This window comes from Sphingomonas adhaesiva (genome assembly GCF_036946125.1).
GTDB lineage: Bacteria > Pseudomonadota > Alphaproteobacteria > Sphingomonadales > Sphingomonadaceae > Sphingomonas > Sphingomonas adhaesiva_A.
The window spans coordinates 226,757-239,536 of sequence record NZ_JAQIJT010000001.1; the positions used below are offsets into that span (position 1 = coordinate 226,757).

General features: G+C 70.7%; 13 protein-coding genes. 6 read left to right on the forward strand and 7 right to left on the reverse strand.

The annotated features are described in order from the left end of the window. Nucleotides 1-4: 4 nt before the first annotated feature. Nucleotides 5-433, reverse strand: a complete 429-nt coding sequence (locus PGN23_RS01080) for an acyl-CoA thioesterase (protein ID WP_335300988.1) — start codon at nucleotides 431-433, stop codon at nucleotides 5-7. A gap of 52 nt (nucleotides 434-485) precedes the next feature. Next, nucleotides 486-1,694 carry an LL-diaminopimelate aminotransferase gene (locus PGN23_RS01085; protein WP_335300990.1) on the reverse strand — a complete coding sequence of 403 codons (1,209 nt, stop codon included), beginning with the start codon at nucleotides 1,692-1,694 and terminating at the stop codon, nucleotides 486-488. Between the two features lie 55 nt (nucleotides 1,695-1,749). On the opposite strand from PGN23_RS01085, the gene PGN23_RS01090 reads away from it, so the two are divergent. The 3 genes from PGN23_RS01090 to clpS all read left to right on the forward strand — a co-directional run bounded on the left by PGN23_RS01090 (nucleotide 1,750) and on the right by clpS (nucleotide 4,691). Further along, nucleotides 1,750-3,456, forward strand: a complete 1,707-nt coding sequence (locus tag PGN23_RS01090; protein WP_443019735.1) for a PHA/PHB synthase family protein — start codon at nucleotides 1,750-1,752, stop codon at nucleotides 3,454-3,456. 82 nt (nucleotides 3,457-3,538) lie between these two features. Beyond that, nucleotides 3,539-4,207, forward strand: a complete 669-nt coding sequence (locus PGN23_RS01095) for a phasin family protein (RefSeq protein WP_335300992.1) — start codon at nucleotides 3,539-3,541, stop codon at nucleotides 4,205-4,207. 121 nt (nucleotides 4,208-4,328) lie between these two features. Then, entirely contained in the window at nucleotides 4,329-4,691 is a 363-nt protein-coding gene (gene clpS / locus PGN23_RS01100; protein WP_335300994.1) for an ATP-dependent Clp protease adapter ClpS, read from the forward strand. A gap of 130 nt (nucleotides 4,692-4,821) precedes the next feature. On the opposite strand, the gene PGN23_RS01105 is transcribed toward clpS, so the two are convergent. Genes PGN23_RS01105 through PGN23_RS01115 form a run of 3 tightly spaced genes read right to left on the reverse strand, consistent with a single transcriptional unit; the run spans nucleotide 4,822 to nucleotide 6,436 of the window. Beyond that, nucleotides 4,822-5,457: a heme exporter protein CcmB gene (locus PGN23_RS01105; RefSeq protein ID WP_335300996.1), complete on the reverse strand. Its 636-nt coding sequence runs from the start codon at nucleotides 5,455-5,457 to the stop codon at nucleotides 4,822-4,824. Further along, a complete protein-coding gene (ccmA, locus tag PGN23_RS01110; RefSeq protein ID WP_335300997.1) occupies nucleotides 5,454-6,029 on the reverse strand; it encodes a heme ABC exporter ATP-binding protein CcmA in 576 nt (191 codons plus the stop codon). Before ccmA ends, PGN23_RS01105 begins: the two co-directional genes overlap by 4 nt. Then, nucleotides 6,026-6,436, reverse strand: coding sequence for a metallopeptidase family protein (locus PGN23_RS01115; RefSeq protein ID WP_335300998.1), 411 nt, complete (start codon nucleotides 6,434-6,436; stop codon nucleotides 6,026-6,028). Before PGN23_RS01115 ends, ccmA begins: the two co-directional genes overlap by 4 nt. Before the next feature lie 49 nt (nucleotides 6,437-6,485). Between PGN23_RS01115 and PGN23_RS01120 the strand changes: the two genes are divergently transcribed. After that, nucleotides 6,486-6,788, forward strand: coding sequence for a 4a-hydroxytetrahydrobiopterin dehydratase (locus PGN23_RS01120; RefSeq protein ID WP_335300999.1), 303 nt, complete (start codon nucleotides 6,486-6,488; stop codon nucleotides 6,786-6,788). A gap of 1 nt (nucleotide 6,789) precedes the next feature. On the opposite strand, the gene PGN23_RS01125 is transcribed toward PGN23_RS01120, so the two are convergent. Beyond that, nucleotides 6,790-7,590: an SDR family oxidoreductase gene (locus PGN23_RS01125; protein ID WP_335301000.1), complete on the reverse strand. Its 801-nt coding sequence runs from the start codon at nucleotides 7,588-7,590 to the stop codon at nucleotides 6,790-6,792. A gap of 55 nt (nucleotides 7,591-7,645) precedes the next feature. Between PGN23_RS01125 and PGN23_RS01130 the strand changes: the two genes are divergently transcribed. Both PGN23_RS01130 and PGN23_RS01135 read left to right on the forward strand, forming a co-directional pair. Then, nucleotides 7,646-8,416 (forward strand): ATP-binding cassette domain-containing protein, encoded by a 771-nt coding sequence (locus tag PGN23_RS01130; RefSeq protein ID WP_335301002.1) that lies wholly within the window; start codon nucleotides 7,646-7,648, stop codon nucleotides 8,414-8,416. Next, nucleotides 8,413-9,945 (forward strand): ABC transporter permease/substrate-binding protein, encoded by a 1,533-nt coding sequence (locus PGN23_RS01135; RefSeq protein ID WP_335301004.1) that lies wholly within the window; start codon nucleotides 8,413-8,415, stop codon nucleotides 9,943-9,945. The genes PGN23_RS01130 and PGN23_RS01135 overlap by 4 nt, the downstream gene beginning before the upstream one ends. 4 nt (nucleotides 9,946-9,949) lie before the next feature. Here PGN23_RS01135 and PGN23_RS01140 read toward each other — a convergent pair whose 3' ends face one another. Beyond that, the gene (locus PGN23_RS01140) at nucleotides 9,950-12,685 is read right to left on the reverse strand and encodes a TonB-dependent receptor (RefSeq protein ID WP_335301006.1); all 2,736 of its coding nucleotides are present in this window, start codon (nucleotides 12,683-12,685) and stop codon (nucleotides 9,950-9,952) included. Between the last annotated feature and the right edge of the window lie 95 nt (nucleotides 12,686-12,780).

Here is a 12,780-nt window from a genome sequence, read left to right on the forward strand (position 1 = left end):
CGTTTCACCCCCGCGGCAACCCCTCGATATACGCGCGGATCGCGTCCGGGATCGCCACCGGCCGCCCCGTGGGCAGGTGGACGTTGACGCTCACCATCTGAATGACCGCACACAGCGCGTCCGTGCCCGCCTTCACCAGCTCGAACCGCTTCGTCACGCTCGAATTGCCGAGCTTTTCGATGCGCACGAAGGCCTCCACCTCGTCCCCCAGCACGAACGGGGCGAGATAATCGACCTCCGCCCGCCGCACGTGGAACTCGGTCTCGTGCCACAGCGCGCCCAGGGCGTCGCCGATCCCGGTCCATTCCCAGAATTCGGTCACCGCGACGTCGGCATATTCCAGATAGCGCGAGTTGAAGACGACCTTCTGGCCGTCGATCTCGGCGTAGCGGACCTTGAAACGGGTGGAAAAGGCGAAGCCGGGACGTGTCATGCGCGCCTGATGACGGCGCATGACGGGCCGGTCAACGCTGACGCGCGATGGATTACCCCGCCGCTTTCCCCGGCGTGTTGACCCCCATGCTCTGCAGATAGCGCTTCACGTTGCGCGCCGCCTGGCGCAGCCGCTGCTCGTTCTCCACCATCGCGATCCGCACGAACCCCTCGCCGTTCTCGCCGTAACCCACCCCGGGCGCCACCGCGACCTTGGCATGGCCGAGCAGCTGCTTGGAGAATTCGAGCGACCCCAGATGCGCCAGCGCCGGCGGCAGCGGGGCCCAGGCGAACATCGACGCCCGCGGCGACGGAATGTCCCACCCGGCGCGTCCGAAGCTCTCCACCATGACGTCGCGCCGCTTGTGATACAGCTGGCGATTCTTCTCGACGATGTCCTGCGGACCGTTGAGCGCCGCGCACGCCGCCGCCTGGATCGGGGTGAAGGCGCCGTAGTCCAGGTAAGACTTCACCCGCGTCATCGCCGCGATCAGCGTCTTGTTGCCGACCGCGAACCCGATCCGCCAGCCCGCCATCGAATAGGTCTTGCTGAGCGAGGTGAACTCGACCGCGACGTCCTTCGCGCCCTTCACCTGCAGGATGGAGGGCGTCGGGTTGCCGTCGTAATACAGCTCGGAATAGGCGAGATCGGAGATGATCCACACCTTGTTCTCGCGCGCCCAGGCGACCAGCCGCTCGTAGAAGGCGAGGTCGACCGCCTCCGCGGTGGGGTTCGACGGATAATTGACCACCAGCACGCTGGGCCGCGGCACGGTGAACGCCATCGCCCGGTCCAGGCTCTCGAAATAATGTTCGTCCGGCGTCGTCGGCACGGCGCGAATCGTCGCGCCCGCGATGATGAAGCCGAAGGTGTGGATTGGGTAGCTGGGGTTGGGTGCCAGCACCACGTCGCCGGGCGCGGTGATCGCAGTGGCGAGGCTCGCCAGCCCCTCCTTCGACCCCATCGTCACCACCACCTCGCTCTCGGGATCGAGGTCGACGCCGAAGCGGCGGCCATAATAATTGGCCTGTGCGCGCCGCAGCCCGGGAATCCCCTTCGACTGCGAATAGCCGTGCGCGTTGGGCTTGCGCGTCACCTCGATCAGCTTCTCGATGACATGGTCGGGCGGGGGCAGGTCGGGATTGCCCATGCCCAGGTCGATGATGTCCTCGCCCCCCGCCCGCGCCGCTGCCCGCATCGCGTTCACCTCGGCGATGACGTACGGGGGCAGGCGCTTCATGCGGTAGAATTCGTCGGACAAGGGAACGCTCCTCTTCTGCGTGACGCTATAGCCGCATCGGATGCCCGCGGCTATCATGGCGTGGAGAGGAAGCCCCGTGACCCAGCAAGCGCCCGAGTTCCGCCTCCCCGACCTGGCCGAGATGCAGCATTGGACGCAGATGGTCGGCCGTGCGCAGCAGCTGATGCTGGAGGCCGGCGTGCCGATCGCCTCGGGCGAGGCGGTGGCGGCGCAGGTCCGCGACTTCTGGAGCGACTATCTGGGGATGTGGCAGCGCTTCACCCAGCCGGGCGCCGCCGCCGACACCCCGCCGGAAAAGGACAAGCGCTTCGCCGCCGACGCCTGGCGCACCAACCCGCTCTTCGACTGGATGCGGCAAAGCTATGCGCTGATCGCCGACCACCTGCTACGCGGCGTTGATGCGCTCGAGGGGCTGGACGAGAAGCAGCGCGAGCAGCTGCGCTTCGCCACGCGCGGCTTCGTCGATGCGATGAGCCCGTCGAACTTTCCGATGACCAATCCCGAGGTGATCGAGAAGACGATCGCCACCCGCGGCGAAAACCTGCTGACCGGGCTGCAGAACATGCTGACCGATCTGGGCAAGGGGCAGCTGACCCACACCGATCCCGAGGCGTTCGAGCTGGGTCGCAACCTCGCCACCACGCCGGGACAGGTGGTGAAGCGCACGCCGCTGTACGAGCTGATCCAATATGCACCCACGACCGAGAAGGTGCTGAAGACGCCGCTGGTGATCTTCCCGCCGTGGATCAACCGCTTCTACATCCTCGACCTGACGCCGGAGAAAAGCTTCATCCGCTGGGCGGTGGAGCAGGGCGTGACCGTCTTCATGGTGTCGTGGAAGTCCGCCGACGCCTCGCTCGCGGACGTCACCTGGGACGATTACATCGCCGCGCAGATCGATGCGATCGACACGATCCGCGATCTGCTGGGCGTACCCGCGGTCCATACGATCGGCTATTGCGTCGCGGGGACGACCCTCGCGGCGACGCTGGCGCTGCTGGCGGCGCGGGGCGAGGCGGACAAGGTCGCCAGCGCCACCTTCTTCACCGCGCAGGTCGATTTCGCGAACGCGGGCGAGCTCACGAACTTCATCGACGACGAACAGCTCAAGCTGATCGAGCAGCTGAGCCCGGAGGGCTATCTCGACGGGCGCTTCATGGCGCTGACCTTCAACCTGCTGCGCGGGCGCGACCTGATCTGGAATTACGTCACCAACAACTATCTGCTGGGCAAGGATTACGCGCCGTTCGACCTGCTCCACTGGAACGGCGACACCACCAACCTGCCCGCGAAATGGCATCTGTCGTACCTGCGCGACCTCTATCGCGACAATTTGCTTGTGCAGCCCGGCGCGCTGAGCGCGCTCGGCACCCCGCTCGATTTGACGCAGGTCGTCACGCCCGCCTATGTCCAGGCCGGGCGCGAGGATCATATCGCCCCCGCCGAAAGCGTGTGGCAGCTGACCCGCCATTTCCGCGGCCCGGTGCGCTTCCTGCTCGCCGCCTCGGGGCATATCGCGGGCGTGGTCAATCCGCCCGCGGCGAAGAAGTACCGCTACTGGACCAACGATGCCGCGGTCGATTCGCTGGAGGCTTTCACCGCCGGCGCGCGCGAGACGGCGGGCAGCTGGTGGCCGGACTGGATCGACTGGTTGCGCGCGCGTGCGCCGGACGAGGTGAAGGCGAAGGGCGCGCGCGTCCCCGGCAAGGGCGACCTTCCCGCCATCGAACCCGCACCGGGGCGCTACGTCCGCACGCGCTGACGGTTTTTGCTGCACCGCAATAATGGCTTGAAACGCGCACCGCGAACCGCTATGTTGCACCGCAGCAAAAAGGAGTCGGTGCATGGCGGACCATCGCGAGCCAATCGCCCCCAAGGTTGCGGGCGCCGGATCGAACGGCGCCGGATCGAGCGGCAAGGGCAAGGTGCGGGTCGCCGCGCCCCGCGCCACGCGCGTCCGCGTCACCCCGCCGCCGCCCGCCGTCGCGACCCCGGTCGCCTCGGCACCCGTCGCGGCCGACATGACGACCGACCCGACCCCCCTCGCAGCGAAGGACGAGATCATGAACGAGACCGTGACCAACATCGCCGACAAGGCGCAGGACCAGGCCCGCACCATGTTCGCGCAGGCCAACGAGCAGACCCGCTCCACGATGGAGAAGGGCAAGAAGGTCGCCGAAGATATGGCGGAGTTCGGCAAGGGCAACGTCGAGGCGATCGTCGAGTCGGCGCGCATCGCCGCCAAGGGCATCGAATCGTTCGGCAAGGACAGCGCCGCCTTCGCGCGTGCGCGGTACGAGAGCACCGCCGAAACCGTCCGCGCGATGGCGTCGGTCAAGTCGCCGACCGAGCTGATGCAGCTCCAGGCCGACTATGTCCGCAGCGCGTTCGATGCGATCGTGGCCGAGGCGTCGCGCTCGACCGAGGCGTCGCTGAAGCTGGCCGGCGAGATCGCCGCCCCGCTGCAGAACCGCCTCGCGATCGCGACCGACAAGATCAAGGCCGCGGCCTGATCGACGTCCGCACGATCGACCGATCGTGCCCCGAAAGGGCGGCCGCAGCGATGCGGTCGCCCTTTTCGCATTCTCCGGGCTTGCCCTGCCCCGCCCCTATGCCATATTTTGCGAAACGTCCATGCAGCAGCTGATCCCCCTCACGGCCGCGGGCCAGAACGATGACGCCGACGGCGCCGATGGCAACGGCACCGGGCTGGGTGTCGCCACGCGGACGCGGACCCGCACGAAGAAGCCGACGCCGTACCGCGTCCTGATGCTCAACGACGATTATACGCCGATGGAATTCGTCGTCCTGTGCCTCCAGCGCTTCTTCCGCATGAGCACGGAGGAGGCGACCCGCGTGATGCTCCACGTCCACCAGCGCGGCGTCGGCGTCTGCGGCGTCTTCAGCTACGAGGTGGCGGAGACGAAGGTGACGCAGGTGATGGATTTCGCCCGCGCGAACCAGCACCCGCTACAATGCACGCTGGAGAAGGCGTAGGCGGGCAAGGCTCTCTGTGTGAGGACCGTCCCCCTCCGTTCGTGCCGAGGAGGCATCGAGCGAAGTCGAGAGGCCGTCTCGAAGCACAAGCACAGCGCCCGCCTCGGCCCACGCTGCGGCCGTCCCCCCCCTATTCCATCGCCATCCTGAGCGCCGCGCCCGCCACCACCGGCCCACCGACGCTCAGCAGCAGGCTGACCGCCGCCAGCAGCTTCAGCCCGCCGACGCCGCCCGCCAGCGCACCCGCGCCGAAGATCAGCAGCGGGACCGCCAGCGGCAGCATCACCAGCCCGGCGATCGCCCCCGCACCGCGCAACCCCGCGACCAGCGCCCCGGTCGCCACCGCCAGCGCGGCCAGCCCCGGCGTGCCCAGCAGCAACCCTGCCTCCACCAGCAGCAGCCGCTGGGTGGGCAGGTCGAGCAACCCCGCCGCCACCACCGCCGCCGCCATCAGCGGCGGCGCGAAGGCGAGCCAGTGCCCCAGCGTCCGTGCCGCCGCGATCGTCACCGGCGACAGCCCGCGCACCACCAGCTGGTCGAACACGCCCGCCTCCAGGTCGGGCTGGACCAGCCGCTCGACCGGCAGCAATGCCGCCAGCAGCGCCGCCGCCCAGATCACCCCGCCGCCGATCCGCGCCAGCAGCGCCGCATCCGGCCCGATCGCGAACGGGAACAGCATCGCCACCAGCAGGAAGAACGCGACCACCAGCGTCGCCCCGCCCGCGCCATAGCCGCGCCGCACGTCGCGCCAGATCAGCGCGATCACAGCCGCACCTCGACCGCGTCGGGCATGGCGAACGGCTGATGCGTCGCCGCCACCACCATGCCGCCCGTGGCGCGGTGCCCCGCGATCAGCTGCTCCAGCCGCACCACCGCGGGCGCATCCAGCCCGTTGGCGGGCTCGTCGAGCAGCCACAGCGGCGCCGCCGACGCGACCACCCGCGCCAGCGCCGCGCGCCGCCGCTGCCCGGTCGACAGCAGCCGCACCGGGACATCGCCCAGATCGTCCAGTCCGACCGCCGCCAGCGCCGCGTCGACGCGCAGGCCGGGCGCCCCGGCGGCGTCCAGCCGCGTCCAGAAGGTCAGCGCGTCGCGCAACCGCTGCTCGCCGTCCAGCGCCGCCGCCTCCGCCAGCAGCGCCACCGCGCCCGGCCGCTCGATCACGCCCGTACCGCGCACCAGCCCGGCCAGCGCGCGCAGCAGGCTCGACTTGCCGACGCCGTTCGGCCCGCTGACGCGCACCGCCCCGCCCCGCTGGGCCGCGAACGACAGGTCCTCGAACAGCACGCGCCCGCCGCGCACCAGCGTCAGCGCCTCGACGCGCAACGCGCCGCTCAATCCGCCACCGCCTCTTCCAGCGCGTGCATGTCGTCGTCCGACAGCCCGAAATGATGCCCGATCTCGTGAATGGTGACATGCGCGATCAGATCGTCCAGCCGTACCCCCGTCTCGCACCATTCCGCCAGGATCGCCTGGCGATACAGATGGATGCGATCGGGCATCGCACCGCTGTCGAACGCGGATTTCTCGCCGATCGGGCGGCCGTGGTACACGCCGGTCAGCTCCAGCGGATGCTCCAGCCCCAGGTCGGCCAGCGTCTCCGCATCCGCCTCCTCCTCGATCAGCAGCACGACCTCGCCCAGATGCGCGCGGAACGCATCGGGGAGGCGCGCGATCGTCGCGCGCGCCACCGCCTCGAACGCTGCGGCGTCGGGCGCTTCGCCCATCGGGTCTTGCCGGTCCATCGCCACCGCCATACCGCTGCGCTCACCAACGTCGCAAGGGAGGGACACGATGGCCAAAGCGATCCAGCAGCTGAGCGAGGCAGAGCGCGCCGATGCCCTCGATGGCCTGCCCGACTGGGACTATGACGACGGGCGCGACGCGATCACGCGTACCATCGTCTTCACCGATTTCGCCGAGGCGTTCGGTTTCATGACGCAGGTCGCGTTGCTGGCGGAGCGCGCCGACCACCATCCGGAATGGAGCAACGTGTGGAACCGGGTCGAAATCCTGCTCACCACCCATGACGCCGGCGGCCTGTCGTCGCGCGACATCGACCTGGCGACCGCGATCGACGGCATATTGGGGGGCTGATTCACCGCCCCAACGAGCGTTTCCTCATCGTCGCGCGCAGTCGCCCGGGCAGCCAGCGCGCGGCGAAGGTCAGCCGGCGCGCGGTCTTGCCCACCGGCGTGTGGACGCGGTCGCCGTGGACGGCCTCCCATGCCGCCTGCGCCACCGTCTCGACCGGGGTGAACTCCAGCCCGGCATCCACCACCGCGTCGCGTGCGGTACGGTTGGTGCCCGCCACCCCGATCGACAGCAGGTTGGTATCGATGAAGCCCGGCATCAGCGAGCGGACGCGGATGCCCTCCGCCGCCCATTCCGCGTCCAGCGCCTCGGTCAGGCCGCGCACCGCGAACTTGGTCGCGGAATAGGCCGCCAGCCCCGCCGTGCCATAGATGGCGGAGGCGGAGGCGGTGTTGAGCAGGCACGCCCCCGCTCCCCCTTCTGCGGCCGCCCGCCTCAGATACGGGTAGGACAGCCGCGCGCCATATGCCATGCCGCGGAAGTTGACGTCTATCACGCGGTCGAGCGCATCGATCGCCATGTCGCCGAACGCACCCCCCGCGGCGATCCCGGCATTGTTGAAGACCGTGTCGATCCGACCCCCGGTCCGCGCGGCGAACCCGGTCAGCACATGCTCCCATTGCGACGCATCGCGCACGTCCATGACATGCGTCGATGTGCGCTCCGCCGGCAGCATCGCGGCGGTGTCGCGCAGGCCGGTAGCGTCGATATCCGCCAGCCCCACGCGCCATCCCTTGTCCGCGAACAGCCGCGCCACCGCACGCCCGATCCCCGATCCGCCGCCCGTGACCAGGATCGCCTTCATGCCCGCTTCCTTATGCGCTTGTCTCCGCGGCGTTCCTCCCGCATCGTCGCCGCCGATGCCAGCACAATCGACCGGCCCCGCCGTCGCCTTCGACGGGATCACGAAGCGGTACGGCGACGGCACTGCCGCGGTCGACGCGGTGACGCTGGAAATCGCCGCGGGCGCGTTCGTCGCGCTGGTCGGCACGTCGGGGTCGGGCAAGTCGACGCTGCTCAAGACCGTCAACCGGCTGGTCGTGCCCAGCGCGGGCCGGATCACGCTGGACGGGGCGGACGTCGCCGAACAGCCCGCGCACGAATTGCGCCGCCGCATCGGCTATGTCTTCCAGAACGTCGGGCTGTTCCCGCACCTGAGCGTGGCGGACAATATCGCGATGCCGCTGACGCTGGTCGGGTGGCGCGATCCGGCCCGCGTCGCCGCGATGCTCGACCTGGTGGAACTGCCCGCCGCGCTCGCGACGCGGATGCCGGCCGATCTGTCCGGCGGGCAGCGCCAGCGCGTCGGGGTCGCGCGCGCGCTGGTCGCGGGCCCCGGACTGCTGCTGATGGACGAGCCGTTCGGCGCGCTCGATCCCGTCACGCGCGAGGCGCTGGCGCAAGGAGTGCGCCGGCTCCACGACGATCTCGCGCTCACCACGATCATGGTGACGCACGACATGGCGGAGGCGCTGCTGACCGCGGACCGCGTGCTGGTGATGGAGCGGGGGCGCGTCGTCGCCGATGCCACCCCCGCGGCGATGCTGGCGGGCGAGGGGGGCGCGGCGGCCGATGCGCTGGTCGCGGTCCCGCGCGAGCAGGCACGCCGGCTGGCGGCGCTGTCACGATGACGGATGCGCTCGCCCGCGTCCCCGGACTGGCGGCGCAGCATCTGCTGCTGGCGATGGCAGCGCTCGCGCTCGCGCTCGCCATCGCGCTGCCGCTGGGGGTGCGCGCCGCGCGCTCGCCGCGGCTGGCGGGGGTGGTGCTCGGGGCGGCCAGCCTGGTCCAGACGATCCCCAGCCTGGCGCTGCTGGCGCTCTTCTACCCGGTGCTGCTGTGGCTGTCGGGGCTGGTCGGCGGCGGCATCCCCGCGCTGGGTTTCCTGCCCGCGCTGCTGGCGCTGACGCTCTATGCGCTGCTGCCGATCGTGCGCAACCTCGTCACCGGGCTGACCGGGCTCGACCCCGCGGTGCTGGAGGCGGCGGACGGCATCGGCATGACCCCGCGGCAGAAGCTGTGGCGGGTCGAGGCGCCGCTGGTGCTGCCGATCGTCATGGCGGGCATCCGCACCGCCGCGGTCTGGACGATCGGCGCGGCGACGCTGTCGACCACCGTGGGGCAGCCGAGCCTCGGCGACCTGATCTTCGCCGGGCTTCAGACGCAGGCCTGGACGCTGGTCATCGCGGGCTGCATCGCCGCCGCAGCGCTGGCGCTGGCGGTCGACGCGCTGCTGGGCCTCGCCGAGCGCGCCGCGGGGCGGCGACGCTGGCCGCTGGTCTGGGGCGTCGCTGCCGCGCTGCTGCTCGCCACGCTCGCCGCCAGCGTACCGCTGTGGCCGCGCGGCGACGGCAGCGACCGGACCGTCGTCATCGGCGCCAAGAACTTCTCCGAGCAATATATCCTCGCCCGGCTGATCGGCGCGCGGCTGGAACGCGCCGGCTACACCGTCAGCTACCGCGACGGCCTGGGCTCCGCGGTCGCGTTCGGTGCGGTCGCGGGGGGCGGCATCGACGTCTATGTCGATTATGCCGGCACCATCTGGACCGGCGCGATGGCGCGGCGCGACGTGATCCCGCGCGAGGCGCAGGTCCGCGCGATCGCGGATTGGGCGGAAAAGTCGCGCGGCGTCACTTTGCTGGGCACGCTGGGGTTCGAGAATGCCTATGCGCTGGCGATGCGCGGCGCGGACGCGCGCGCGAAGGGGATCGCGACCATCGCCGACCTGGTCCCCGCCGCGCCGGCGCTGGCGCTGGGGGCGGACCTGGAATTCCTCGACCGGCCCGAATGGGCCGCGATCCGGCGCGCGTACCCGCTGCGCTTCGCCTCGACGACGCCGTACAGCCCGACGTTCATGTACCGCGCGCTGGCGAGCGGGCGCGCCGACGTCATCAGCGCCTTCTCCTCCGACGGCCGCATCGCGGCGGACGACCTGACCGTGCTCGCCGATCCCAGGGGGGCGATCCCGGGCTATGACGCCATCCTGCTGCTGGCGCCATCGCGGCGCGGCGACGCGCGGTTCCGCGACGCCCTGCGCCCGCTGGTCGGCCGCATCCCGGTCGCCGCGATGCGCGAGGCGAACTACCGTGTCGACCGCGACCGCGACAAGCAGACGCCGGAGGCCGCCGCCGCCTGGCTCGCGGCCCGCATCGGGCTGTAGCGCCTCAGAAGAACAGCTTGCGGATCGACACCCGCATCGTCCGCCCGATCGGATCGAGATACCCCGGCTGGTATCCGATCGGCACCGTCCCCGCGGCATCGGTGACCTGCTGCCGGGTATTGAACAGATTGTCGAGCTGCAGGCTGACGCGCATCCCGCGCATCCACGGATGCGCGCGGACCCAGTCGATATTGCCGCCCAGATCGGCGAACAGCCGCAGATTGGCGGTGGCCAGGCTGCCGAAGTTCAGCGTCTGCGGCGCGGCGGCGGTGCCGCCGTTGACGCGGGTCGCGCTCTGGTAGTTGACCGACAGCCGCGCGCCGAGCCCATTGTTGACATAGCCCGCCTGCCCCTCCAGCTCGTGCCGCGGCTGCCCGCCCGACGCGCCGATCGCATCGCCGCGCAGCAGGTCCAGAACGGGGCCGCCGTCCGCCACCGTCACCCGCTCCATCAGATGCCAGGTGTGATAGAGCGCGAACTGCAACCGACCGCCCGCCTGTCCGCCGCGTCCGCCACCACCGAAACGCCCGAAGCCGCCGCCGCCGCCACCACCGCGCCGCGCGCCGCCCCCGTCACCCGCACCCCCACCCGCACCCGCACCCGCACCCTCCGGCCGCTGCCGTCCGCCGGGCGGGCGCAACCCTTCGAACGGGTTCGGCCCGGTGCCGGCGCGAAACGCCTCCAGCTCGCGCTGGAGCTTCGACGTCAGCCGGAACGACAGGTTGACGCCGTAGCGCAGCTGCGACCGCTCGCTGCGCGCGAAGTTGATCGGGCGCGTATCGATCCGCAGCAGGTCGTTGGTCAGCGGATCGCGCGTGAAGCGATCGGGGAAGGCGCGCTCGATCGCCGCGGTCGCGCTGGGAAAGGCGGCGATCGGATCGTCGGTCGACTGGCGCGTATAATCGGCGCGAAGGTTGATCTCTCGCGCGCTCCACGGCTTGATCTCCAGCCCCAGCTTCAGCGCGTGGCGATTGTCCGCCCCCAGCGCGGGATTGCCGCCGGTGACGGTGGTGACGGTCGCGGTCGTGCCCTGGACATAGTCGAACACGCGCACGCCCGGCGTCGTCACCTGCGGATTGCCCAGCTGCTGCGCGCTGGGCGCCTCGTCCTGATCGGTGACCGATGCGAGCAGACGCACCGCGTCGATCGGCGACCAGTTCAGGCCGTAGCCGAGCGTCCACAGGGTTCCGAAGTCGGACAGCCGATCGACCGCGACATTGCCGTTGAGCGACAGCTTGCCCAGGAACGGCAGCACATCGGCGCTGCGGCTGGCGATCGGCAGGTCCAGGTTCCACTGCGCGTTGGCGACGTCGCGCCCGATGTCGCCCGGCGTCACCGTGCCGCCGCGGACCGAGCGGCTGGAGAAAGCGCTGGTCGACGCACCGATGCGCAGGCTGGTGCTCGCGTCCCCCGCGGGCAGGGCGAACAGCGGGCCGCTGACCAGCGTGTCCAGCCCCGCGGCGGTCGCGACCGACCGCGCGCTGTTGTCGGGCAGCCGCGCCAGCGTCAGCGGCCCGAACGGGTTGGCGGTCGGATCGCCGGCTGCCAGACGATCGGCGAACGCGGTCGCGTCGAGCCCCGCCTGCGTCACGGTATCGCTGCTGTCGCGGTCGACGGTGCCGGTCGCCGACCAGCGCCACCGCCCCGCGTCGCCGTTCAGCGTCGCGCCCAGATGCAGGTCGGTGGTCGCCACCCGCTGCCCCAGCGCGCCGATGTCGTCGAACGCGCGCGTGACCGTCACGTCCTGCGTAAACGGGGAGAAGGGATTGCCCGCCGGCAGCGGCAGCGCGATACCCGGCAGCCCGCGCAACGCCTGCGACGTGTTGCGATCGACCGTCGCGTTCAGGCTGGCGGCCACGTTGCCGAAGATCGTCGTCGCGTACGTGCCGTTGGCGGAGAAGCTCTGCTGGCGCGGCAACAGCGTGCGATAGGCGCCCGCATCGGTCGAATTGGGGGTGGCGAGGAAATCGGCCAGCTGCGGCGCGCCTGTCGCGGCGCTCGCGGGCACCCCCGCCACCTGCCCCAGCCCGCCGCCCAGCGTGGTGCCCCGCGGCGCGACGACGTTGCCCGCGACCGCGTTGTTGCCGACCGGCTGGAGGATGTCGCGCTCATCCTCGGTCAGCGCATCGGCGCGGCTGTATTCCAGATGCAGGTTGACGCGGCCGTTGTTGCGGATGCGCAGCAGGTCGACCTCCGCCTTGGGCTGATGGCGCCCGCCCTCGGTCGCGACACGATCCTCCGCCTCCGCGGTGACCGCGCGGAAGCGGCGGCGCAGGACGAAGTTCACCACGCGCTGGTCGGCGCGATAGCCGTATTTCAGCGCGACTTCCTCGGGCAGGATGTCGACCCGCGCGATCGCCTCGGTCGGCAGGTCGCGGATCTCCTGGAAGCCGGAGATGCGACGCCCGTTGAGCAGCACCACCGGCGCCCCGCCGGCGCCGCGCCCCGATGCGGTCTGCGGCGACAGTTCGTTGAGCAGTTCGGTGACCGAGCTGACGCCGTAGCTGCGGATGTCCGCGGGCGACAATTGCTGCTCGGCCTTGATATCGCCGATCACCGCGCCCGACTGCGCCCGCGATCCGGTGACGACGATGTCGGGGCCGCTTTCTTCCTCCTCCTCGTCCGACGCCACCGGCGCGGGCGCGGGGGCGGGGGTGGGCTGACGCACCGCGGGCGGCGGGGTCTGCGCGTGCGCCGGGATTGCCGCCACGCCGGCGAGAAGGAGGAAGGGGACGCGCATCGACAACTCCGTAAGGTAACGGAGCGCGGCTACGGCGCAATTGTCGCAGGATTATGCCGATGGCCCCGGCGCTTCGTCACCCCGGACTTGATCCG